This window comes from Streptomyces zhihengii, assembly GCF_016919245.1.
Lineage (GTDB): Bacteria > Actinomycetota > Actinomycetes > Streptomycetales > Streptomycetaceae > Streptomyces > Streptomyces zhihengii.
Genome location: NZ_JAFEJA010000001.1, coordinates 6,297,696 through 6,319,544, shown reverse-complemented (window position 1 = coordinate 6,319,544; position 21,849 = coordinate 6,297,696). Strand labels below are relative to the sequence as shown.

Annotated in this window: 20 protein-coding genes and 1 tRNA gene; 9 read left to right on the top strand and 12 right to left on the bottom strand. The window is 73.3% G+C overall.

Annotation, left to right across the window (positions count from 1 at the left end):
- Positions 1 to 54: 54 nt before the first annotated feature.
- The 3 genes from JE024_RS26875 to JE024_RS26865 all read left to right on the top strand — a co-directional run bounded on the left by JE024_RS26875 (position 55) and on the right by JE024_RS26865 (position 2,495).
- Positions 55 to 879 (top strand): NAD-dependent epimerase/dehydratase family protein, encoded by an 825-nt coding sequence (locus tag JE024_RS26875; protein ID WP_205376049.1) that lies wholly within the window; start codon positions 55 to 57, stop codon positions 877 to 879.
- A gap of 74 nt (positions 880 to 953) precedes the next feature.
- Positions 954 to 1,172, top strand: a complete 219-nt coding sequence (locus JE024_RS26870; protein ID WP_205376048.1) for a hypothetical protein — start codon at positions 954 to 956, stop codon at positions 1,170 to 1,172.
- Between the two features lie 105 nt (positions 1,173 to 1,277).
- Positions 1,278 to 2,495 carry a TerD family protein gene (locus tag JE024_RS26865; RefSeq protein WP_205376047.1) on the top strand — a complete coding sequence of 406 codons (1,218 nt, stop codon included), beginning with the start codon at positions 1,278 to 1,280 and terminating at the stop codon, positions 2,493 to 2,495.
- A 51-nt stretch (positions 2,496 to 2,546) separates the two neighbouring features.
- Here the strand turns inward: JE024_RS26865 and JE024_RS26860 are convergent, their stop codons facing one another.
- From JE024_RS26860 to JE024_RS26840, 5 genes are all read right to left on the bottom strand, one after another.
- Positions 2,547 to 2,777 (bottom strand): hypothetical protein, encoded by a 231-nt coding sequence (locus tag JE024_RS26860; RefSeq protein WP_205376783.1) that lies wholly within the window; start codon positions 2,775 to 2,777, stop codon positions 2,547 to 2,549.
- A 48-nt stretch (positions 2,778 to 2,825) separates the two neighbouring features.
- A complete protein-coding gene (locus tag JE024_RS26855; protein WP_205376046.1) occupies positions 2,826 to 4,409 on the bottom strand; it encodes a TROVE domain-containing protein in 1,584 nt (527 codons plus the stop codon).
- 223 nt (positions 4,410 to 4,632) lie between these two features.
- Positions 4,633 to 4,720, bottom strand: a tRNA-OTHER gene (locus tag JE024_RS26850).
- A 160-nt stretch (positions 4,721 to 4,880) separates the two neighbouring features.
- Positions 4,881 to 6,341: an alkaline phosphatase PhoX gene (locus tag JE024_RS26845; RefSeq protein WP_205376045.1), complete on the bottom strand. Its 1,461-nt coding sequence runs from the start codon at positions 6,339 to 6,341 to the stop codon at positions 4,881 to 4,883.
- 193 nt (positions 6,342 to 6,534) lie between these two features.
- Positions 6,535 to 8,043: a hypothetical protein gene (locus JE024_RS26840; protein WP_205376044.1), complete on the bottom strand. Its 1,509-nt coding sequence runs from the start codon at positions 8,041 to 8,043 to the stop codon at positions 6,535 to 6,537.
- A gap of 282 nt (positions 8,044 to 8,325) precedes the next feature.
- Here JE024_RS26840 and JE024_RS26835 point away from each other — a divergent pair, with 282 nt between their 5' ends.
- From JE024_RS26835 to JE024_RS26825, 3 genes are all read left to right on the top strand, one after another.
- The gene (locus tag JE024_RS26835) at positions 8,326 to 10,164 is read left to right on the top strand and encodes a DUF8508 domain-containing protein (protein WP_205376043.1); all 1,839 of its coding nucleotides are present in this window, start codon (positions 8,326 to 8,328) and stop codon (positions 10,162 to 10,164) included.
- A 124-nt stretch (positions 10,165 to 10,288) separates the two neighbouring features.
- Positions 10,289 to 11,230 carry a 4-hydroxy-tetrahydrodipicolinate synthase gene (gene dapA / locus JE024_RS26830; protein WP_205376042.1) on the top strand — a complete coding sequence of 314 codons (942 nt, stop codon included), beginning with the start codon at positions 10,289 to 10,291 and terminating at the stop codon, positions 11,228 to 11,230.
- 383 nt (positions 11,231 to 11,613) lie between these two features.
- The gene (locus JE024_RS26825) at positions 11,614 to 13,437 is read left to right on the top strand and encodes a ricin-type beta-trefoil lectin domain protein (protein WP_205376745.1); all 1,824 of its coding nucleotides are present in this window, start codon (positions 11,614 to 11,616) and stop codon (positions 13,435 to 13,437) included.
- A gap of 69 nt (positions 13,438 to 13,506) precedes the next feature.
- Here the strand turns inward: JE024_RS26825 and JE024_RS26820 are convergent, their stop codons facing one another.
- Positions 13,507 to 13,731, bottom strand: a complete 225-nt coding sequence (locus JE024_RS26820; protein WP_205376041.1) for a hypothetical protein — start codon at positions 13,729 to 13,731, stop codon at positions 13,507 to 13,509.
- A 107-nt stretch (positions 13,732 to 13,838) separates the two neighbouring features.
- Positions 13,839 to 14,585, bottom strand: a complete 747-nt coding sequence (locus JE024_RS26815; RefSeq protein ID WP_205376040.1) for a hypothetical protein — start codon at positions 14,583 to 14,585, stop codon at positions 13,839 to 13,841.
- 231 nt (positions 14,586 to 14,816) lie between these two features.
- Here JE024_RS26815 and JE024_RS26810 point away from each other — a divergent pair, with 231 nt between their 5' ends.
- Positions 14,817 to 15,104: a hypothetical protein gene (locus JE024_RS26810; protein WP_205376039.1), complete on the top strand. Its 288-nt coding sequence runs from the start codon at positions 14,817 to 14,819 to the stop codon at positions 15,102 to 15,104.
- A 185-nt stretch (positions 15,105 to 15,289) separates the two neighbouring features.
- Here JE024_RS26810 and dapD read toward each other — a convergent pair whose 3' ends face one another.
- Positions 15,290 to 16,291: a 2,3,4,5-tetrahydropyridine-2,6-dicarboxylate N-succinyltransferase gene (dapD, locus tag JE024_RS26805; protein WP_205376038.1), complete on the bottom strand. Its 1,002-nt coding sequence runs from the start codon at positions 16,289 to 16,291 to the stop codon at positions 15,290 to 15,292.
- 467 nt (positions 16,292 to 16,758) lie between these two features.
- On the opposite strand from dapD, the gene JE024_RS26800 reads away from it, so the two are divergent.
- Both JE024_RS26800 and JE024_RS26795 read left to right on the top strand, forming a co-directional pair.
- Positions 16,759 to 17,865: a hypothetical protein gene (locus tag JE024_RS26800; protein ID WP_205376037.1), complete on the top strand. Its 1,107-nt coding sequence runs from the start codon at positions 16,759 to 16,761 to the stop codon at positions 17,863 to 17,865.
- 66 nt (positions 17,866 to 17,931) lie between these two features.
- Positions 17,932 to 19,191, top strand: a complete 1,260-nt coding sequence (locus JE024_RS26795) for an RsbRD N-terminal domain-containing protein (protein ID WP_244883085.1) — start codon at positions 17,932 to 17,934, stop codon at positions 19,189 to 19,191.
- 148 nt (positions 19,192 to 19,339) lie between these two features.
- Here the strand turns inward: JE024_RS26795 and JE024_RS26790 are convergent, their stop codons facing one another.
- From JE024_RS26790 to JE024_RS26775, 4 genes are all read right to left on the bottom strand, one after another.
- Positions 19,340 to 19,705, bottom strand: a complete 366-nt coding sequence (locus JE024_RS26790; RefSeq protein ID WP_205376036.1) for a VOC family protein — start codon at positions 19,703 to 19,705, stop codon at positions 19,340 to 19,342.
- Between the two features lie 62 nt (positions 19,706 to 19,767).
- On the bottom strand, positions 19,768 to 20,106 hold the full coding sequence (locus JE024_RS26785; RefSeq protein WP_147990425.1) for a metal-sulfur cluster assembly factor: 339 nt from the start codon (positions 20,104 to 20,106) through the stop codon (positions 19,768 to 19,770).
- On the bottom strand, positions 20,103 to 20,573 hold the full coding sequence (gene sufU, locus JE024_RS26780; protein ID WP_205376035.1) for a Fe-S cluster assembly sulfur transfer protein SufU: 471 nt from the start codon (positions 20,571 to 20,573) through the stop codon (positions 20,103 to 20,105). The genes JE024_RS26785 and sufU overlap by 4 nt, the downstream gene beginning before the upstream one ends.
- A 14-nt stretch (positions 20,574 to 20,587) precedes the next feature.
- Positions 20,588 to 21,844 (bottom strand): cysteine desulfurase, encoded by a 1,257-nt coding sequence (locus JE024_RS26775; protein ID WP_205376034.1) that lies wholly within the window; start codon positions 21,842 to 21,844, stop codon positions 20,588 to 20,590.
- Positions 21,845 to 21,849 lie beyond the last annotated feature (5 nt).

Here is a 21,849-nt window from a genome sequence, read left to right as displayed (position 1 = left end):
GTGACACGCCATGGCCGTGAGCCCGCGGCCATGAGTCCTGAGGGAGACCCACCGATGCCGGCACCCCGCACCGTCCTGCTCACCGGCGCCGCCGGCGGGCTCGGCACCCTGATGCGCGGGCTGCTGCCCGCCTACGGCTACGAGCTCCGCCTGTTCGACGTCGTCCCCATCGAGGGCGAGCCGGACGCCGTCGTCGCCGACCTCGCCGACCGGGAGGCGGTCCGCGAGGCCGTCCGCGGGGTCGACGCCGTCATCCACCTGGCGGGCATCTCGCTGGAGTCGACCTTCGACAAGATCCTCCGGGCCAACATCGAGGGCACCTACCACCTCTACGAGGCGGCCCGCGAGGAGAACGTGGGCCGCATCGTCTTCGCCTCCAGCAACCACGCCGTGGGGTACGTGCCGCGCCCGGCCGGCCCGGGGCCGGTCGCCCCGGGCGATCTCATCCCGGTCGAGACGCGCCACCGGCCCGACACCTTCTACGGCCTGTCCAAGTGCTTCGGCGAGGACCTCGCCCAGCTCTACTGGGACCGGCACGGGCTGGAGACGGTCTCGGTGCGGATCGGCTCCTGCTTCATGGAGCCGACCTCGGTGCGGATGCTCTCCGTCTGGATGAGCCCCGGCGACGGCGCCCGGCTCTTCCACGCCGCCCTGACGGCCGAGGACGTCGGCCACAGCATCGTGTACGGCTCGTCGGCCAACACCCGGCTGTGGTGGGACCTGTCGACCGCGCGGGCGCTCGGCTACGAGCCGCAGGACGACTCGGAGCAGTACGCGCCGAAGCTCCTCGCCGAGCACGGGGAGCTGGACCCGGAGAAGGCGGAGCACGCCTGCCTCGGCGGCCACTTCACCACCGACCCGCCCCGCTGGCCCCACTGACGCCGGCGGCGCACCGCCCCGCCCCCGGGAAAAGCGCGTGCCCCCGGGGGCCGGTCCGGGCCAGGATGTCCGGCATGGGCAGACCCACGGGATTCGACTGGACCGAGCGCGGCGACGGCACCGTCGTCGTCACCCACCGGGGCCGCACGGCCGCCACGCTGCGCGGCCCGCGGGCCGCGAAGTTCCTCGCCGAGGTGGAGTCGGGCGACGCCCAGCTCGTGATGGCGCGCTGGACGGGCGCCTACCGCTTCGGCAACGAACGCACGGCCCGCGCCCACCCCCGCAACCGGTGACCCCGGCGGACCGCAGGAGCGGTCCGCGGGGGGCCGCGCGGGGGTCACCGGAACGGACGCGAAGGGTAAGGGAACGGTAAAGCGCCCTCGCTCGTTACGTCAGTCATGACAGCTATGACCCCCGGCTCGAACATCCCTCTCACCGTCACCCGCGTGGCGGTGGACGTCGCCGCCCCGGTGCGGCTCGACGTATCGGGCCTGCTGCTCACCGCCGACGGCAAGGTGCGCTCCGACGACGACTTCATCTTCTACAACCAGCCCCAGGGCCCGGGCGTCACCTACCGTTCCGGCGGCGGCACCTCGCCGGACGCGATCGTCGTCGACACCGCCGCCGTCCCCGCGGGCATCGAGAAGATCGTCGTGACGGCGAGCCCCGACGCGGCGGGGCAGACGTTCCAGGGCATCGAGCCGACCGCCACCGTCCGCGGCGCCGACGACGGGGCCGTGCTCGCCAGCTTCACCCCGCCGCGGCTCGGCACCGAGACGGCCCTCGTGATCGTGGAGATCTACCGGCGCAACGGCGTCTGGAAGGCCCGTGCCGTGGGCCAGGGGTACGCCGACGGCCTGGCGGGCATCGCCACCGACTTCGGGGTCTCCGTCGACGAGGAGCCCGCGGCCGCGCCCGCCCCCGTGCAGCCGGCGCCCGTGGCGCCCGCTCCCGTCCGGCCCGCCCCGGTGGCCGACCCCCGGGTGCCCGCCGCCCCGCCCGCCCCGCCGGCGCCGCCCGCTCCCGCGCCCGGCGCGGGCAAGATCAACCTCGACAAGGGCCGGGTCAGTCTCCAGAAGAACCAGACCGTCTCCCTGGTCAAGGGCGGCCGCCCGCTGCTGTCCCAGGTGAAGATGGGTCTCGGCTGGGAGCCCGCGTTCCGGGGCAAGGACATCGACCTCGACGCGTCGGTGATCGCCTACGGCCCCAACCGCAACCACCTCGACAGCTGCTACTTCGGCAAGCTGTCCATCCTGAACGGCTCCGTCAAGCACTCCGGCGACAACCTGACGGGCGAGGGCGCGGGCGACGACGAGGTCATCGTGGTCGATCTGGGCCGCCTCCCCGCCGACGCGACGGGGCTGGTGTTCACGGTGAACAGCTTCTCGGGTCAGAAGTTCACCGAGGTGGCGAAGGCGTACTGCCGGCTGCTGGACGCGACGACGGGCGAGGAGCTGGTCCGCTTCGACCTCACGGGCGCCGAGCCGCAGACGGGCGTGATGATGGCCAAGCTGATCAAGCAGTTCACCGGCGAGTGGGAGATGACGGCCATGGGCGACTTCGTGAAGTCGCGCACCGTGCGCGGCATGGTCAAGCCCGCGGCGCAGGCGCTGTGATTTCTCCGCGGGGTGCCCGTCGGGGGCGGCGGGCACCCCGCGGAGAGCTGGTCAGAGCTTCGCCAGTTTGGTGAAGGGGCTGAGGATCCGCCCCTGACGGCCTGCGAAGTCGACGAACACCGCGGCGTTGTCGCCTTCGACGGCGAGGACCCGTCCGAGGCCGAACTGGTCGTGGGAGACCCGGTCACCCACGTCGTACCGTTCGATCGGTTCGGCGTCGGGGGCGGGCCGGTTGAAGGGACTGGTGGGCAGATGGCGCCGGGATCCGGCTGACGTGGTCATTGACGGCAGTATGCGCCCTCCGGCCGCCCGCTGACCATGCCGGTAAGGTCACAACCACGGCCAGTCGGCCGCCGCACCCCTCTCCACCAGGGGAACCATCCGGAACGCGGCGTCGTTGAGTCCGCCGAAGACATGCCGGTGCGGCCCGTCGGCGGGCGCGTGACCCCAGCGGTAGCCCGCCAGGTTCCAGGTGTGGACGGGCACCTCGTCCGGGACGGGATCGGTCACCCCGCGCCGGGGGCCGTCGGCCGCCTGCTCGTCGGTGACGATCAGCACCCGGTCGTGCCCGTCGTAGTGCGCGCGCACGGCCCGGACGGTGTCGGTGCCGCCGAGCATCCGGAAGCGCTTCATCACGCCCAGGACGGGTTCGCCGGGCGTGAAGCCGACCCGGTGGTGCGAGGTGCCGAACTGCACCAGGTCGGCCTGTTCGCAGCGCATCGCGACGGCGGTGCCGAAGAGCGCGGCGGCGTCCGCGCGGTTGAGCACGGACCGCTCCGACAGCGGGTCCCACATCGAGCCCGAGCGGTCCACCAGGATCAGGGTCCGCCCCGGCAGCCCGGGCACGTTGGCCAGCGAGTGCCCGAGGGCCCGCTCCAGCGCGTCGGCCCACCGCGGCGACGGCGCGTGCCGCTGCGCGGCCAGGTAGCGGAACGGGAACTGCCGCGCGGCGGCCACCTGCGCCGGGTCCGCGATCCGCGCGGCGACCTCGGCCGCCGCCTCGTCGCCGACGCCCGCCTCGTCGAAGTTGCGCAGGTTCCGCAGGAGCGCCATCGGGCCCATCGAGGGGATGACCGCCTCCCAGGCCGCCGCGTCCATCGGGCCCTGGAGCCAGCCCGCCAGCGCCTCCCAGGTCATCCCGGCAGCGGCCAGCCGCTCCGCCCCGCCGGGGCCCGTGACGACCGCGCGGCGCTCCCCCGCCGGCAGCGCCATCAGCTCCCGGTGCGCGCCGAGGACGGGCAGCGAGGCGGGCACGGGCGCCGTGCCGGGGCGGTGCCGCCGGTCGAGCGCGTGCCGGAAGAGGTCGCCCTGCCACGGCTTCGCCGGGTCCGGCGAGGCGTGCGTCAGGGCGAGCACGTCGCCGAAGCGGAAGGCCCTGCTCTCCGTGTCGTACTTGAGCAGGGAGCGGGCGCCGTACAGGCGGCGCACCGCGTCGGCGATCCCGCGCTTCACCGGCTTGGGCACCGCCCGCCCGTAGGCGGCGGTCCAGTGGGCCAGCAGCTCGCCCGGTTCGTCGGCGCGCTGGAGCACGGAGTCGACGACCCGGCGGTTGAACGTGTCCTGCCCGGCGGCGCCCGCGGCCAGCCGGGCGTGCACGAACGCGGCGGCGCCGGCGACCGAGGCGGTGCGCAGGTGTGCCCCGGTGCGCAGCCAGCCCAGCAGGCCGGCGGTCCACGCGGGGTCCTCGACGGCGAGGGTGCTCACCAGTGAGGTGAAGCGGCTGTCGCGGTCGCGGGCGGACTCGTAGAAGGTCCCGGTGTCCGTGAAGTGGGCGACGGCGAGAAGGAAGAGCTCGGTGCGCGGGTCCCGGGCGAAGCCGGGGCCGCCCTCGTAGGTGCGCGGGCGCGCCGGCGGCAGGACGTCCGGCCGGGCGGCCGGGCGGACGAGCTGCCCGCCCTCGACGGGGCGGCCCACGGGGCGCGGCCGGTCCGGCGGCGCTTCCTCGTCGCCGAAGAGGACGCGTCCGTGCCGGTCGACGTAGGAGTAGGGAGCTGCTTCGTCGCGCGCTGCGGCGCTGTTGAAACGGGTGATGGGAAAATCCCCCCGGATTTCCGCGGATGAGAGAAGTGCGGGGCGGGCGGCCCGAGATCAGGTTCGGTGACGGAACAGGGTGCTCTGTCCATTTGAGCTACCGGCACGGAGCCGGACGGGATTCGAACCCGCAGTCTCTGTCGTGGAAGTATCCGTCGGCCGGTCGCACCGGGCCGCCCCGTGGATCCGGCTCCCGGGATCGGGCGGGCGGCGGGTGCGCCTGCACGGCGCGACCGCGGCCCGCGCGCCGGGAGGCGGGGTCCACGGGGAGGACTGTAGTGACCGGTCCGCAGGGCGCGCCACGCAATTAAGGGCCGGAGCCGTGCCGGTGACGCGCCCGGCGGGGACGGGCCGTCAGCGGCGGTTCGGCTGGCGCTTCCAGGGGCCGGTGATGGCGAACATGATGCCGGGCGTCTGGATGCTCGCGTAGAGGGTGCGTCCGTCCGGGGAGAAGACGACTCCGGCGAACTCGCTGTAGTCCGGGTCGTCCTCGGTGCCGGCGTTCAGCTCGTTGCGGGCGATGGGGTAGGTGCGGCCGCTGTCGGTGGCGCCGATCAGGTGCTGCACGCCGTCGCCGTCCTCCGCGATGACCAGGCCGCCGTACGGGGAGACGGTGATGTTGTCGGGGCCGTCGAAGGCGCCGTCGGCGTCCGGGTCCGGGTTCACCCCGAGCAGCACCTTGAGGGTGAGGGTCCGCCGCCGGGGGTCGTAGAACCAGACCTGGCCGTCGTGCTGTTCGGGGCTCTCCTCGCGGGCGTAGGAGGAGACGATGTAGGCGCCGCCGTCGCCCCACCACATGCCTTCGAGCTTGCGGCCGCGGGTGACCTCGTCGTCCGTGAACTGCTTGCGCAGGGACACGGTGCGCGCGTCCCGGTCGGGCACCTCGGCCCAGTCGACGCCGTAGACGGTGCCGATGCGGGTGGCCCGGGACAGGTCGTCCACGAACCGGCCGCCGGAGTCGTAGCAGCGGGCGGCCTGGAGCACGCCCGCGTCGTCGGCGAGGGTGCCCAGCCGGCCGCGGCCGTGGGTGAAGCCGTGCGGCGGGACCCAGCGGTAGAGCAGGCCGTTGGGGTTGGAGGCGTCCTCGGTGAGGTACAGGTGGCCGCGCCGGGGGTCGACGACGACGGCCTCGTGGGCGAACCGGCCGAGCGCCTTGACGGGCTCGGGGTCGCGGTTGGCGCGCCGGTCGCGGGGGTCGACCTCGAAGACGTAGCCGTGGTCCTTGGTCATACCGTTCTGACCGGCCTTGACCTCGGTCTCCTCGCAGGTCAGCCAGGTGTCCCACGGGGTGGTGCCGCCGGCGCAGTTCTGTGCGGTGCCGGCGATGCCGACCCACTGGGCGACCTCCCCGCCGCGACGGGTCTCGACCACGGTGCAGCCGCCGGGCGCGGCGGGGTCGTAGACGAGGCCCTCGGCCGCGGGCACGGGGTGGGCGACGCCGGAACGGGCGCCGGAGAGTTCGTGGTTGACGACGAGCAGCGTCGCGCCGCGCGGGCCCTCGAAGGCTGCGGTCCCGTCGTGCTTCCCGGGGGTGAACTCGCCGGACTCCAGGGTGGTGACGCCGGTGCGGGTGAGGACGCGGTACGAGAAGCCGGCGGGCAGCGCGAGAAGCCCCTCCGGGTCCGGCACCAGGGGGCCGTAGCCGGGCTCGCGGCCCCGGCCGTCGCCGTGGGCCTCGCCGTCGTGGCCGTCGTGGCGGTCCTCGGCGGCGAGGGCGCCGGGGGCGGTGGCGAGCGATCCGACGGCGCCGGTGAGGGCGACCCCGGCACCGGTGAGAGCGGAGTTCCGGGTGAAATCCCTGCGGCTGAGCGGCATTCAGGTCTCCTGAGGGGCGCATTCCGGGTGGCTGATACGCGCCACACCTTCTCGCCCCCGCACGAACACCGCCTGAACGCCGGACGTCGGGCGGGCCTTCCCCGGGCAGCCTCTGCGCGGGACCACGCCCAGCCGCTCCCGCGGGCACGGACCCCGCGAAGGCACCCCGGCCCGGGGCCGGCCCCGGGCGCCGCTACGCGGCGCCGCCGCCCCGGGAGCGGGACTTGAAGGCCGCCTTGCGGGCCTCCTTCGCCAGGTGCTTGTCGCGGTGCAGGCGGCCCATCGCCTCCAGGACGTCCGCCGTCGCCGGGTGCTCCACCCGCCAGGCCGCGTCGAAGAACCCGCTGTGCTGGCCCACGAGGCCCTCCACCAGGTCCTGGAGTTCGTCGGCCTCGCCGTCGGCGTCCAACTGGGCGGCGATGGTGTCGATCGCCAGCCAGAAGATCATCGACTCCGGCGGGGGCGGCACATCCGCCGCGCCGTGCTCCGCGAGCCAGACCCGGGCCAGGCCGCCGAGTTCGGCGTCGTCCAGGACCGCGCGGACCTCGGGCTCGGCGTGCGCGCCGACGAGGGCGAGCGCCTGCTGGCAGTGGAGCCGCCGCAGCGGCGCGTCCCGGTCGCCGCCGCGGGCGGCGGCGAGCAGTTCGCGGGCGGCGTCGGCCGGGGTGCGCGGGGCGAGCCACTGGAGGGTCTCGGCGCGCGCGGCCGGTTCGGGGTAGCCGGTGAGGCCGCCGAGGAGCACGTCGGCGCCCTTGTCCGCGAGGTCGCCCACGGCGGGAGCGGCCACGCCGGCCTCCAGCATCCGGGAGCGGATGCCGAACAGGCCGAGGGGCGTGAGCCGCACGAGCCCGTAGCGGGAGACGTCCTCGTCGTCGACGGCGGCCGGCTCCTGCTCCTCGCCCTCCTCGACCATCAGCGCCTCGTCGACGGGCTGGTAGTCGACCAGGCCGACCGGCTCCAGCAGCCGGAACTGGTCGTCGAGGCGCATCATCGCCTCGGAGACCTGCTCCAGCACGTCGTCCGTGGGCTCGCCCATGTCGTCGGGGACCACCATGGAGGCGGCCAGCACGGGCAGCGGGACGGGCTGGTCGCCGGGGCCGGCCTCGGTGACGGTCAGCAGGTACAGGTTGCCGAGCACGCCCTCCAGGAACTCGGCCTCCGCCTCCGGGTCCCAGTCGAGGGCGTCGAAGTCGATCCCGCCGTCCTCGCCGATGACGTCGTGGAGGTCGTCGATGACGGGTGCGGCGGCGTCGGCGAGGACGACGTCGAGCGCGTCGAGCCACAGGCCGAGCACGTCCTGCGGCGATCCCTTGGTGACGAGGGCGAGGTTGTCGCCGGCGACCGCGCCGCCGGCGTCCTCGTCGTCGCCCGGGGCGGTGCCCTCGTCGTCGTCCGGTGTCCCCGCCGCGTCGTCCTGCGGGTCCTCGACCTCGACCAGGCCGGTTTCCACGGCGACCCGCCAGGCCTCGCCCGCGTAGGCGGGGCCGTCGTCGTCGGGCCCGTCGGGCAGGCCCAGCTCCCGTGCCGCCGCGCCGAGTTGCTCCGTGACCAGTTCGCCGCCCGCGCCGACCCGGGTCTCCGGCCCCGCCCAGCGCGCGAGCCGCACGGCCCGGGCCAGCAGCGGCGCGGCGAGGGCCGCCCGCGCCAGTTCCGCCTCCGGTGGCAGCAGGACCGGCGGAAGGGTGGGACGGTCTTCGGGCATCTGGCGGTTCTCCTCCGCGTGTCTACGGACGCCCGCGCCTGGTGCGCGGCGGCGGGCGCCTCCCAGCGTAGACGTAATCGGGTGGCCCCGGCCGCCGCCCGGGGATTCGTCCGGCGGGCCGCGGGCAGCGCCCGCGGGGTTCACCGGGGCTTGGGCCGTCGTACATCTGCGCACCCTTGACAAGTGCCCTGCCCAGACAAGAGATTGACGCGCGTAGAACCTGCCCGGTCCGTGTGCGGTACCGGGCGCACCACCCTCACCCCGACCTCCCGGAGTACCGTGATGCCTTCCTCCGCCGTACCGAGAACACCCGCCGTCGCGACGCTGGTCGCCGCCGCCCTCGCCGCGGGTCTGCTCGCCGGCTCCACTCCCGCCGGGGCCGCCGAGGGCGACCCGGTGCGCATCCACGACATCCAGGGCACCACCCGCCTGTCGCCGCTCGCGGGCGGCCAGGTCGCCGACGTGCCGGGCATCGTGACGGGTGTGCGGACGTACGGCTCGCGGGGCTTCTGGTTCCAGGACCCGGAGGGCGACGGCGACCCGGCGACCTCCGAGGGCGTCTTCGTCTACACGGGCTCGGTGCCCACGGTCGCCGTCGGCGACCGGGTGCTGGTCTCGGGCACGGTCGGCGAGTACGTGCCGGGCGGTGCGGCCTCCGGCAACCAGTCGCTGACCCAGATAGCCAAGCCGGCGGTGACGGTCGTCTCGCAGGGCAACGCGGTGCCCGCGCCCGTCACCGTCTCCGCCTGGTCCGTGCCGTCGGCGTACGCGCCCGAGGGCGACGCGGCGGCCGGGGGCAGCATCAACGGCCTCCCGCTGCGGCCCCGCACCTACGCGCTGGACTACTGGGAGTCCCTGGAGGGCACCAACATCCGCGTCGGCACCTCCCGGGTGGTCGGGGCGACCAACGCGCACGCGGAACTGTGGGTCACGGTCAAGCCGTGGGAGCACCCCAACCTGCGCGGCGGCACGGTCTACGGCTCCTACACGGCGCAGAACACCGGCCGCCTCAAGGTGCAGTCGCTGACCCCGCTCGCCGAGCAGCCCTTCCCGTCCGCGAACGTGGGCGACGTCCTCGCCGGCGTCACCGAGGGACCGCTCGACTTCAACCAGTACGGCGGCTACACCCTGACCGCGCGCGCCCTCGGCACGGTCGTGGACTGCGGCCTGGAGCGCGAGCGCACCCGTCCGCAGCGTTCCGGCGAACTGGCCGTGGCCACGTACAACGTCGAGAACCTGGACCCGTCCGACCCGCAGGAGAAGTTCGACGCGCTGGCGAGGGGCGTGGTGGAGAACCTCGCCTCCCCCGACATCCTCGCGCTGGAGGAGATCCAGGACGACAACGGGGCGAAGAACGACGGCACGGTCGCGGCCGGGCAGACGGTCGCGAAGTTCACGGAAGCGATCAAGGCCGCGGGCGGACCGGCGTACGAGTGGCGCTCGGTGGACCCGGAGAACAACAAGGACGGCGGCGAGCCCGGCGGCAACATCCGCCAGGTGTTCCTGTTCAACCCGGAGCGCGTCTCCTTCACCGACCGGGGCGCCGGTGACGCGACGACCGCCACGGGCGTGGTCCGCGAGCGGGGCCGCGCGGCCCTCACCCACTCGCCCGGCAGGATCGACCCGGCGAACGCGGCCTGGGAGAGCAGCCGCAAGCCGCTGGCCGGCGAGTTCTCCTTCCGGGGCCGTCCGGTCGTCGTGATCGCCAACCACTTCGGCTCGAAGGGCGGCGACGAGTCCCTGGCCTCGCACCACCAGCCGCCGAACCGTTCCTCCGAGGCCAAGCGGCTGCTCCAGGCCCAGTCGGTCAACGCCTTCGTCAAGGACGTGCTGAAGGCCGACCGCCGGGCGGACGTCCTCGTCGTCGGCGACATCAACGACTTCGAGTTCTCCGGCACCACGAAGGCCCTCACCGCGGACGGCGCCCTGCGCGCGGCGATCACCTCCCTGCCGCGCTCCGAGCGCTACTCGTACATCTACGACGGCAACAGCCAGGTGCTGGACCAGATCCTGACCAGCCCTTCGATCACCGGCTTCACGTACGACAGCGTGCACATCAACGCGGAGTTCGCGGACCAGAACAGCGACCACGACCCGCAGGTGCTGCGCTTCCGCCCGTGAGCCGGCGCGGTGCCGGGCGGCCCGTCGCAGGCCGCCCGGCACCGCCCATCGCACAGCGTTGCTTCATCGTCGACCCCAGAAGGTGTAACTGGAGCTGCGCGGTCGGGGCGAGCAGACTGCTGCCATGCCCACTTCGCACCCTTTCGGCCGCGCCCTGTGCGCGATGGTCACGCCCTTCACCGACGACGGAGCCCTCGACACCGGGGGCGCGCGGAAGCTCGCCGCCCTACTGGTCGACGAGGGCTGCGACGGACTGGTGCTCTCCGGCACCACCGGCGAGTCGCCCACCACGACCGACGCGGAGAAGTCCGCCCTGATCCGCGCGGTCGTCGAGGCCGTGGGCGACCGCGTCCCGGTCGTCGCGGGCGTCGGCACGGCGGACACCCGGCACAGCGTCGCGCTGGCCCGGGCCGCCGAGGAGGCCGGGGCCGCCGGGGTCCTCGCGGTCACCCCGTACTACAGCCGCCCGCCGCAGCCCGCCGTCGAGGCGCACTTCCGGCGGATCGCGGACGGCTGCGGCCTCCCGGTGATGCTGTACGACATCCCCGGCCGCACCGGCACCCGCATCGAGCCGGACACGATGCTGCGGCTCGCCGGGCACCCGCGGATCGTCGCCGTGAAGGACTGCGCGTACGACCTGATGGGCAGCGCACGGGTCATCGCGGAGAGCGACCTGGCTTACTACTCCGGGTGCGAGGAGCTGAACCTGCCGCTCCGGGCGGTCGGCGGCGCGGGGTTCGTCTCCACGGTCGCCAACGTGGCCGCGGGTCCGCTGCGGGAGATCCTCGACGCGCACGAGGCCGGTGACAACGCCCGCGCCCTGCGCCTGCACCAGCGGACCCTGCCGCTGGTGCGGGAGATGATGGCGGCGGGCCTGCCCGGCACGGTCACGGCGAAGGCGCTGCTGGGCGCGCTCGGCCGGCCGGCCGGTCCGGTGCGCGAGCCGCTCCAGGCGGCGGACACCCCGACGACCGAGCGGCTGGTCGCGGCCTGGGAGCGTCTCGCCGCAGGCGGCCGGGAGCCCGCGAGCCGCGCCCTTCCCGACCCCTCCCCCTTCAACTCCTGAACGATCGCCGGGGCACTCGCCGCGTCCGGAACGCGCGGCGGGCACCCGCGGGCAACTTCTGCGCCGAGGGTTGACGCACCGAGGCCCCCCTCTTAACTTCATGGCTTGAGAAAAGTCCCCCGTCCAGGGCTCGGGTGCTCGCGCGCCTTCAGGACTTTGACGCGCCCTCCCCTCGGCCCCGCCCGGGCACCCCCCACGGGAACGGCCCGGTCCGGCACACAAAGGAGTGTCAGGTGCATGACGCAATTAGGCGTGTGATCACCTCGGTACGGCGCCCGGCGGGCCGGCCGCCCGGCACCCGGGAGCGACGCCGCCCGGGCCCCGCCGTACGCCGGTCCCTCACCTCCCTCACCGCCACCGCCCTCGTCGCCGGGTGCCTGGTCATGGCCGGTCCCGGCACCGCGCAGGCGGCCGGCGAACGGGTCGACGTCTGGCTGACCACCACCTCCGACTCCGGCGGCCGTACCGTCACCCGCGGACTCGCCCAGCAGGCCCCGATCGCCTTCGGCCCCGCCGGCGGCTCGGCGAACCACACCGTCACGGTGGACGAGAACACCACCTACCAGCAGTTCGAGGGCGGCGGGGCCTCCATCACGGACACCACCGCCCATCTGCTGCGCGGCGGAGCCGTCTCGGCCGCGACACGGGACGCGGTGATGCGCAAGCTGTTCTCCCCCACCGACGGCATCGGCCTGTCCTTCGTGCGCAACCCCATCGGGGCCTCCGACCTGTCCCGGCCGGGCCACGTCTCGCTCGACGACACCTGCTGCGACCTCAACGACTTCGGCGCGAACGGCTACGACACGAACGTGCGCCTGCTGACCTCGCAGGCCCGCCAGCTCAACCCGGCCCTGCGGGTGAAGGGCGTGCCGTGGAGCGCGCCCGGCTGGATGAAGGACAACGGCCGGATGGACCAGATGGGCTGGCTGAAGTGGGAGTACTACCCGCTGTACGCCCAGTACCTGGTCAAGTACGTGCAGAGCTACCAGGCGGCCGGGGTGAAGGTCGACTACCTGTCGGTCCAGAACGAGCCCAACTGCTGCCAGGCCGGCAACCCCACCGCGATGAACTACCCCGGCATGAGCTGGAACCCGTCCGGGCTGGTCGAGTTCACCAAGAACCACGTCTACCCCGCCTTCCGCGCCGCGGGGATCACCACCAAGATCCTGGTGCACGACTGGAACTACGGCGACTACGCGAACTTCGGCGCGCCGATCCTGAACGACGCGGGCGTGCGCAACGACCCGCTGTTCGGCGGCATCGCCTGGCACGGCTACTTCGGCGACCCGGCGGTCGGCACCCAGGTGCACGACCAGTACCCGTCGGTGAAGCAGTTCAGCACCGAGCACTCCGGCGGCACCTGGATCGGCAACCAGCACAACGAGGACATGGCCGACATCGTCGGCTACGCCCGCAACTGGAGCAGCAGCCTGGTCAAGTGGAGCCTGGCGCTCAACCAGAACATGGGCCCCCACAACGGCGGGTGCGGCACCTGCACCGGACTGATCACCGTGCAGGAGGGCGGCGCGCGGGCCGGTCAGGTCGACTACACGGTCGAGTACTACACGACGGGCCACCTGACCAAGTTCGTCCGGCCCGGCGCGTACCGCATCGCCTCCACCGCCAACGGGACCGTGCAGAACGTCGCCTGGCGCAACCCCGACGGCTCGAAGGCGCTCATCGCCCACAACGGCGGCACCTCCGCCCAGTCGGTCCGGGTGAACTGGGGAAACCAGTCCTTCACCTACACCCTGCCCGCCCGCACCACCGCCACCTTCACCTGGGCCGGCACGCCCGGCAGCGGAGGCGGCGGCGGGACCACCGGCACGCTCACCGGCCTGGCGGGCAAGTGCCTGGACGTCGCCGGCGGCGCGACCGCCGACGGCACCGCCGTCCAGCTGTACGCCTGCAACGGCAGCACGGCCCAGCGCTGGACGGCGGGCACGGACGGCACCGTCCGCGCCCTCGGCAAGTGCCTCGACGTGAGCGGCGCCTCCACCGCGAACGGCGCGCCCGTCCAGCTCTGGACCTGCAACGGCACGGGCGCGCAGCAGTGGTCCTACAACCCGGCCACCCACGACGTCGTCAACACCGCGGCCGGCAAATGCCTGGACGCCACCGGCAATTCCTCCGCCGACGGCACCCGCGCCCAGATCTGGAGCTGCACCGGCGCCGCCAACCAGAAGTGGACCCTCAACCCGTCCTGACCCCCGCCGACCGCACACGGGCCCGCCCGGACCTCCGGGCGGGCCCCTGCCACGCCGTACCGGAACCGGTCATTCGCCGCCGTCGCTGGTCGTCGTCCCGCTGCCCAGGATCGCCGCGTGCTCCAGCACGTCCTCCATCGGATCGTCGATCTGCCCCGTGCGGACGAGACTGAACTGCGACCCGTTGTGCGAGTTCTGATGCGTCTCGTCCGCCTGCGCCACCCCCGTCTGCACCGGCACCGCGAGCAGCGCGCACAGCGCGCCCGTCGTGAGAACAGCAGGCCTGGTCTTCATCTGAATCCTCGCCTCATCCGCCCGTCCGGACAGAGCCGTACGGCTCTGCGTCGCCCTGACTATCCGATAGACGGGCCAGAGGTTACGCAGAGTCACACGATGGGGGTTCAGCCGAGGCCGGCGATCTGCCCGGCCACGGAGAATCTCCGACGGCACACGGGACAGGTCGCGTCGCCGAACACATGGCGCAGGACAAGCGCCACGTCGTCGTATCCGTCCCGCAGGGCGAGGTCGTGAAGACGCCTGCCGAGCCCGTCCAGCGCGCGGGGGTCGGCGGGGTGGAGCGGAAAGGTCTCGATCTCGTCGTCGGAGAGGGCGTAGTCCTCCGCCGTACTGAAGAAGCCCCGCTCTCCGAGAACCACCCAGACCGGAGCGCACCCGTCGGGGTCGGGGCACTCGAGCTCGTACTCCTCGCTGAGGATGCCCTCGAACAGGGCCTCTGCCCAGAGGATGTCTCCTTCCAGGTTGAGGACCGCCTCGATCAGAGGGCAGTAGTCGCTCCCGGCGGTGGAGAGCTGCCGCCACCGGTTCGCGGCACCCAGGAGCCGGGCGACGTCAGGGGCGTACTCGCGCCGCAGGTTCCGGTTCTCGTACCGCTGATCGGCCTGCACGAGCAGGGCGCCTGCCAGATGGAGGGCCGGAGCCGCCACGTCGGCCTCGTCCGCCTCCGCCATGTCCGCCAGCGTGTGCAGCACCAGCGGATGAGCCACGTCCAGAGAACCGTTGTGGTACAGCTCCGTCCAGAGGTCGCTCCACGCCTGACCGTCCCGGCCCGTGGCCGCACGTTCCAGCAGGGCCTTCAGTCGGTCGCCATCGGCGTCGTCCGCACGGGCGGCGAAGGCATTCGTCGTCACCTGCGGCATCCAAGCAGACGCCTTCCGTCGGCCGGCCACCACCCCGGTGAGGTCTCTCCCCTGCCTGCATGCGCGCAGCGCGCCGCCGGAAGGGGCCGCCCGGCAGCGAACACAGGGCTACGGCCCCGCCGTGCGGACGAAACGCTCCCGCGCCCGCCGGTCACGTCGGGGGCGCTGGTGGACGGGGTGGGAGCCGGGAAAGGTGGTGGGTCGAGGAGGGATGATGCCGTCATGGCAGACAAGGCGAGACGTCCCCTCAGCGAACTCCGTCAGGGCGAAGCCGTCCAAGCGGTGATCACCGGTCACCAGCCGTGGGGCCTCACGGCGGAACTCGACGGCTACGAACCCGTGGGCGCCTCGCTGGACATGATTCGCCGGAGCAGCGAACCGGGAGTGGCGCGACTCGCCCGGGAGTTGCCGCCTGTGGGCGTGACGGTCGACCTCGTCGTAGGGGAAGTGCGTGCGTGGCACCGCGAGCCGTGGATATGGGTGGACCTCACGGCCCCGAGCACGGACTGACCCCCGGTCCGGGGTGCGGCACGTGCTCGGGTACGGAGATCACGTGCCCTTCCGTCGACGCACGAGCGCCCTCCCGGTCCGTGGAAGGGCGCTCGGCGTTGACCCGACGTCGACGGCTGCCGACAGCTCGGCAGCAGGTCAGGGCGTTGATCGGTGAGGCGGCCGCAGAGCACGGCCGCCCGCGATCAGTTGTGGCTGTGCAGCACCTCGTTGAGGCCGCCCCACACCGCGTTGTTCGGGCGGGCCTCGACCGTGCCCGTCACGGAGTTGCGGCGGAAGAGGATGTTGCTCGCGCCGGACAGCTCGCGGGCCTTGACGACCTGGCCGTCGGGCATGGTGACCCGGGTGCCGGCGGTGACGTAGAGGCCGGCCTCGACGACGCACTCGTCGCCGAGGGCGATACCGACGCCCGCCTCCGCGCCGACGAGGCAGCGCTCGCCGATCACGATGCGGACGTTGCCGCCGCCGGACAGCGTGCCCATGGTGGACGCGCCGCCGCCGATGTCCGAACCGTCGCCCACGACGACGCCCGCGGAGATGCGCCCCTCGACCATGGAGGTGCCGAGGGTGCCCGCGTTGAAGTTGACGAAGCCCTCGTGCATGACGGTGGTGCCCTCGGCGAGGTGCGCGCCGAGGCGGACGCGGTCGGCGTCGGCGATGCGCACGCCCTTGGGGGCGACGTAGTCCGTCATCCGGGGGAACTTGTCCACGGAGGTCACCTGGAGGTGCAGGCCCTCGGCGCGGGCGTTGAGCCGCACGGTCTCCAGGGTGTCCACGGCGACCGGACCGAGGCTGGTCCAGGCGACGTTGGCGAGGAGGCCGAACAGCCCGTCGAGGTTCTGCCCGTGCGGCTTGACCAGCCGGTGCGAGAGCAGGTGCAGACGCAGGTACGCGTCGTGGGCGTCGAGCGGCTTGTCGTCGAGGGACGCGATGACGGTGCGGACGGCGACGACCTCGACGCCCCGGCGGGCGTCCGGGCCGACGGCCTTGGCGGCGCCTTCGCCGAGGAGCCCGACGGCCTGCTCGGCCGTCAGCCGCTCGGTGCCGGCGGGGCCGGGCTCCGCGGCGAGCGCGGGAGCGGGGTACCAGGTGTCGAGGACGACGCCCTCGGCGGAGAGGGTGGCGAGACCGGCGGCCACGGCGCCGGTGGTGCGCTGAGCGGTGGTGCTGTCGGACGAGTCAGTCATGACAGGAAACCTAACCGCCGGGGCCGCACCCGGGCCAACCGGTCTCACCTCCCGGTCGCGCCGCGTCGGCGGCGGGACGCCGCGGGGCCGGAGGGGCGCGAGGAGCAAGAGGGGTGCGAGGGGCCGGGAGGGCGGGGCGGCAGGCGGCGCGGGGACGGCAGGCGTGGGCCGGGCCCGCGCCCGGGAGCGCGGTGACCGCCGGGCAGGCCCCTGCGGGGGAGAGACCAGGGTCGCCCCGACCGGCTCGACCGGCCAACCGCTCGACCGCCCCGACCGGCTGACCGCCCGCCCGCCCAGCGGATCGCGCCCCAAGCTGCCGGCCCCGGCGCGTTCGTCCCGGCGCTTCCCCGCAGGTAAGGGGCGGGGGGCGGGTTCGGACGGGCGCGCGGCGGTCGCTACCTTGTTCGTCCGGCGGCGCCGACCCGGTGACCGCCGTTCGCCGTCGTCCGGCATCGGGGGAACCAGAGATGACCTACGCCCACCCGCCCTTTCCGGGCCCTTCCTCCGGCTGGAGCGGCGGGTGGGCGCCGCCGCCCGTGCCGCCGAAGCCGGGGGTGATCCCGCTGGCTCCCCCGCTCGGCGTCGGCGGCGTCCTCGGCGGGGCGTTCGCGACGCTCGGGCGGCACTGGAAGCAGCTGCTGGGCTTCACCGCCGTGGCCTACGGCGGGGCGGTGGCACTGTTCGGCGCCGCGCTGGCCATGGCGTACGCGGTGTTCGCCCACGACATCGAGCACATCGCCGATGCCCCGGAGTCCGCCGGCGCCGACGAGCTGTGGCCGCTGCTCTCCGCCTTCGGCGGCGTCTACCTCGCCGGTGTCGTCGTGATGCTGGTGGCGGGGGCCCTGGTCAACGCGGCCTGTCCGGCGGTCCTCCAGGACGCGGTGCTCGGTCGGCCCTGCTCGTTCGGGACGCTGTGGCGGCGGGTGCTGCCGAGGGTGTGGGCGGTGCTGGGCAGCCTGCTGCTCTGCGGGCTGATCGCGGCCGTCCCGCTGGTACTGCTGGCCGTGACCTTCTTCGGCATGATCTTCGCGTTCATCTCGCTGCTGTCCGACGGCGCGCCCGGGTTCGGCTGGATCTTCCTCGGCGGCCTGCTCGGCGTGCTGCTCACCGGCCCGCCGGCGGTCTGGCTGTGGGTGCGGTTCTCGCTGGCGCCCGCGGTCGCGATCTTCGAGCGCCAGGGCGTCGTCCGCTCGCTGTCCCGCTCGGCGGAGCTGGTGCGCGGCGCCTGGTGGCGGGTCTTCGGTGTCTCGCTGCTGGCCTTCGTGATGGCGGCGGCGACCGCGTACCTCGTCCAGTTGCCGCTCCAGTTGCTGAGCCTGCTCCCCGCGGGGCCCGCCTCGCTGTCGGACGGCTCGTCCGGGAGCGGCACGGCGATCACGGTCGCCGTGGTCACGTTCGCCTTCGTGCTGCTCGGCGGTTTCATCGGCCAGGCGGTGACGGCGGTCTTCCCGCCGCTGGTCCTCGCCCTGCTCTACGTCGACCAGCGGATGCGCAAGGAGAATCTCGGGCCGGCCCTCGCCGAGGCCGCGGGTGTGCCGGCGGCGCACCACCCCGAGCCCGGTGCTCATGCTTGACACTCCGTGCCTCCTGCGGCGACCTTGGTTACCCGCAAGTAAGTTCTGAGGTGTCGAGGTCGCCCCGTGGACAGTGCCAGCTATGTGCCGCCTGCCTACGGCGGCGTGCCTCTGCACCAGCGGCTCGCCGGCTCCCTGCGCGAACTCTCCTCGGCGGTGCTGGAGCGGCTCGTCGACCATGTCCCGGTCTACGGCACCCTCCCCGACGAGGAACTGCGCAACGACATCCGCCGGGTCGTCGAGCAGGCCATCCGGAGCTGCGCGACCGTGCTGCGCACCGGTGAGCTGCCGGACGACGCCCAGTTGCAGGTGCTCCGCCAGTCGGCCGCGAAGCGGGCCGAGGAGGGCGTGCCGGTGGAGTCGGTGATCCGCGCGTACCACGTGGGCGCCCAGGAGTGCCTGGAGCGGATGGCGCCCCACGCCGGGCCGGACGATCTGGCGGCCGTGCAGGAGGCCGGGCTGCTGGTGCTCCGCTTCCTGGAGCAGATGACCGCCACCGTGGTGGCCGGGTACTTCACCGAGCGGCAGGCGGCGGCCAGCGAGGAGCAGTCGGCCCGGCAGGCGGTGCTGACGGCGCTGCTCGACGGCGACGACGTGCGGACCAGGAGCGCCCACTGGGGCTTCGACCTGCCGCCCTGCTACCTGGTGCTCGGCCTCTCCGTCGGGCCCCACCCGGACGAGCGGGCCGACGGGGTGAGCCCGCTGATCGCCGTCAAGCGCAAGCGCAGACGCCTGCGCGTCGAACTGGAACGCCATGTCGGCGCGCCCGTGCTCTCCGCGCTGGGCGCCGACGGCGGGATCGTGCTCGTCCCCCGCCGCGTCCCGGCCGAGAAGGTGACCGAGGACGACTGGAACTGGCTGGCGGGTGTGGTCTCCCACATGAGCCGGGTCGCCGGGGTGGAGATCGTGGCGGGTGTGACCGCCGCCGCGCCCGAGCAGGTCGCCGCGGCGGCCGGGCTGGTGCACGAGATCCGCGCGGTGGCGATCGCCTCGGGCCGGGGCCCCGGCGTCCACCGGCTCTCGGACGTGCTGCTGGAGTACCAGCTCATGCGGCCGGGCCCGGCCCGCGACGCGCTCGCCGAACTGGTCCGCCCGCTCGCCGACCGGCCCGAACTGCTGGGCACGCTGCGGACGTTCCTCCAGTGCGGGCTCAGCCGGCAGCGCACCGCCGAGCACCTGCGGATCCACCCGAACACGGTGGACTACCGGCTGCGCCGCGCCGCGGACGCCACCGGCCTGGACGCCACCTCGGGCTCCGACGTGGTCCGCGTCAGGGCCGCCCTCAGCGCCCACGACGCGATCTTCGCCCACGACGGCCCGGCCTGACACGACCCCGGGCGCGGTCCGGGGCGGCGGGCCCGGGCGACCGCCGCCCGGACCGTCCTCACGGCCCGGGGCGGGCCGTCCCGACCGGGACGCGACGACCCGCCCGGGCTCGCGCCCGCGCCACCCGCCCCCGCCGCGCCGCGAGGGCTCAGTCCAGCAGCGTCTTCTTCGGCCGCAGCACGCAGAACTCGTTGCCCTCCGGGTCGGCGAGCACCACCCAGGTCACGTCCTCGCCCTGGCCCACATCGGTACGGGTGGCACCGAGGGCGAGGATGCGGGCGACCTCGGCGGCCTGGTCGTCCGGGCTCAGGTCGAGGTGGAGGCGGTTCTTGACGGTGCGGTCCTCGGGGACGGTGAGGAAGCAGATGCCGGGCAGCGCGGCGGCGTCCGCGCCGATGACGATCTCGGCGGAGTCCTCGTAGAGGACCTTCCAGTCCAGCACCTGCGTCCAGAACCGGGCGAGCGCCGGGGCGTCATGACAGTCGATCGCGATCTGGTAAAGGGAAACGGCCATGCCCGTCAGTGTGCCTGACGGGCATGGCCGTTCGGTGCTGCCGGGTCCGGTGCGGGACCGGCTCAGACGTTGAAGCCGAGCGCGCGGAGCTGCTCGCGTCCGTCGTCCGTGATCTTGTCCGGGCCCCACGGCGGCATCCAGACCCAGTTGATCTTCAGCTCGTTGACGATGCCGTCGGTCGCGGCCTTCGCCTGGTCCTCGATCACGTCGGTCAGCGGGCAGGCCGCCGACGTCAGCGTCATGTCCAGGGTCGCGACGTTGGAGTCGTCGATGTGGATGCCGTAGATGAGGCCCAGGTTGACGACGTCGATGCCCAGCTCGGGGTCGACGACGTCGTACAGCGCCTCACGGACTTCTTCCTCGGAGGCCGGCTTCAGGGCCGCCCCGGCGTTCTCGGTCATGCCGTCTTCCTCTCGGCGTCGGTGCCGCCGGCCAGTGCCTGTGCGGTCGCGTCCTTCCAGGCCATCCAGCTCAGCAGGGCGCACTTCACACGGGCCGGGTACTTGGAGACGCCGGCGAACGCGACCGCGTCCTCCAGCACCTCCTCCATGGCGTCGTCGGGCTCGATCTGCCCCTTGGACTGCATCAGCTCCAGGAAGGTGCCCTGGATCTTCTGCGCCTCGGCGAGTTCCTTGCCCACCAGCAGTTCGTTCAGGACCGAGGCGGAGGCCTGGCTGATCGAGCAGCCCTGCCCCTCGTACGACACGTCCGCGATGCGCGAGCCGTCGTACCGCACCCGGAGCGTGATCTCGTCGCCGCACGTCGGGTTGACGTGGTGCACCTCGGCGTCACCGTCCCGCAAGCCCCGCCCGTGGGGGTGCTTGTAGTGGTCCAGGATGACGTCCTGGTACATCGAATCCAGCTTCACGCGTCGTCAGCCCCTCATCCGAAGAAGTTACGGACGTGCTCCAGGCCGTCGACCAGAGCATCGACCTCTGCCGGCGTGGAGTACAGATAGAACGACGCTCGCGTGGTCGCGGGAATTCCGTAGCGCAGGCAGACCGGCCGCGCGCAGTGGTGTCCCACGCGGACGGCGATGCCCTGCTCGTCCAGCACCTGGCCCACGTCGTGCGGGTGGATGTCGCCGAGCGTGAAGGAGATCGCCGCGCCGCGGTCCTCGGCCGTCGTCGGGCCGATGATCCGCAGGTCCGGGACCTCCAGCAGCCGCTTCACCGCGTACTCGGTGAGGGCGTGCTCGTGCCGGGCGATGTTCTCCATGCCGATCGAGTTCAGGTAGTCCACGGCCGCGCCGAGGCCGACGGCCTGCGCGATCGGGGGCGTGCCCGCCTCGAACTTGTGGGGTGCCGGCGCGTACGTCGACGAGTGCATCGACACGGTCTCGATCATCTCGCCGCCGCCGAGGAACGGAGGCAGGTCCTCCAGCAGCTCCTGGCGTCCCCAGAGCACGCCGATGCCGGTCGGGCCGCACATCTTGTGGCCGGTGAAGGCCACGAAGTCGGCGCCGAGCGCCTGCACGTCCAGCACCATGTGCGGGGCGGCCTGCGAGGCGTCGATGAGCACCAGGGCGCCGACGTCCTGGGCGCGGCGGACGATCGCCTCGACCGGGTTGACGGTGCCCATGATGTTGGAGACGAGCGTGAAGGAGACGATCTTCGTCTTCTCCGTGATGACCTGCTCGATGCCGGACAGGTCGAGCCGCCCGTCGTCGGTGAGGCCGAACCACTTCAGCTTCGCGCCGGTGCGCTGCGACAGCAGCTGCCACGGGACGATGTTGGAGTGGTGCTCCATCTCCGTGATGACGATCTCGGTCTCGCGGTCCACGCGGTAGGGCTCGTCGGCCCAGCCCAGCATGTTGGCGACCAGGTTGAGCGACTCCGAGGCGTTCTTGGTGAAGATCACCTCGTCGCGGCTCGGCGCGTTGATGAAGGCCGCGACCTTGTCACGGGCGCCCTCGTACAGCGCCGTGGCCTCCTCGGCGAGCACGTGCACACCGCGGTGGACGTTGGAGTTGTGGCGCTCGTAGTAGGCGCTCAGCGCGTCGAGCACCTGGCGCGGCTTCTGCGAGGTGGCCGCGTTGTCCAGGTAGACGAGCTTCTTGCCGTCGTGGATCACCCGGTCGAGGACCGGGAAGTCCTTGCGGATCGCCTCGGTGTCGAGGAGGCCGGGGAGCTGTGTCACGCCCA

Coding starts and splice junctions, on each gene's coding strand:
- JE024_RS26835 (WP_205376043.1), top strand. CDS start 8,326: ATGCCTTCCTCCGCCGTACCGAGAACACCCGCCGTCGCGACGCTGGTC.
- JE024_RS26810 (WP_205376039.1), top strand. CDS start 14,817: ATGGCAGACAAGGCGAGACGTCCCCTCAGCGAACTCCGTCAGGGCGAA.
- JE024_RS26840 (WP_205376044.1), bottom strand. CDS start 8,043: ATGCCCGAAGACCGTCCCACCCTTCCGCCGGTCCTGCTGCCACCGGAG.
- JE024_RS26820 (WP_205376041.1), bottom strand. CDS start 13,731: ATGAAGACCAGGCCTGCTGTTCTCACGACGGGCGCGCTGTGCGCGCTG.
- dapD (WP_205376038.1), bottom strand. CDS start 16,291: ATGACTGACTCGTCCGACAGCACCACCGCTCAGCGCACCACCGGCGCC.
- JE024_RS26865 (WP_205376047.1), top strand. CDS start 1,278: ATGACAGCTATGACCCCCGGCTCGAACATCCCTCTCACCGTCACCCGC.
- JE024_RS26790 (WP_205376036.1), bottom strand. CDS start 19,705: ATGGCCGTTTCCCTTTACCAGATCGCGATCGACTGTCATGACGCCCCG.
- JE024_RS26875 (WP_205376049.1), top strand. CDS start 55: ATGCCGGCACCCCGCACCGTCCTGCTCACCGGCGCCGCCGGCGGGCTC.
- JE024_RS26860 (WP_205376783.1), bottom strand. CDS start 2,777: ATGACCACGTCAGCCGGATCCCGGCGCCATCTGCCCACCAGTCCCTTC.
- JE024_RS26825 (WP_205376745.1), top strand. CDS start 11,614: ATGGCCGGTCCCGGCACCGCGCAGGCGGCCGGCGAACGGGTCGACGTC.
- JE024_RS26800 (WP_205376037.1), top strand. CDS start 16,759: ATGACCTACGCCCACCCGCCCTTTCCGGGCCCTTCCTCCGGCTGGAGC.
- JE024_RS26785 (WP_147990425.1), bottom strand. CDS start 20,106: ATGACCGAGAACGCCGGGGCGGCCCTGAAGCCGGCCTCCGAGGAAGAA.
- JE024_RS26870 (WP_205376048.1), top strand. CDS start 954: ATGGGCAGACCCACGGGATTCGACTGGACCGAGCGCGGCGACGGCACC.
- dapA (WP_205376042.1), top strand. CDS start 10,289: ATGCCCACTTCGCACCCTTTCGGCCGCGCCCTGTGCGCGATGGTCACG.
- JE024_RS26845 (WP_205376045.1), bottom strand. CDS start 6,341: ATGCCGCTCAGCCGCAGGGATTTCACCCGGAACTCCGCTCTCACCGGT.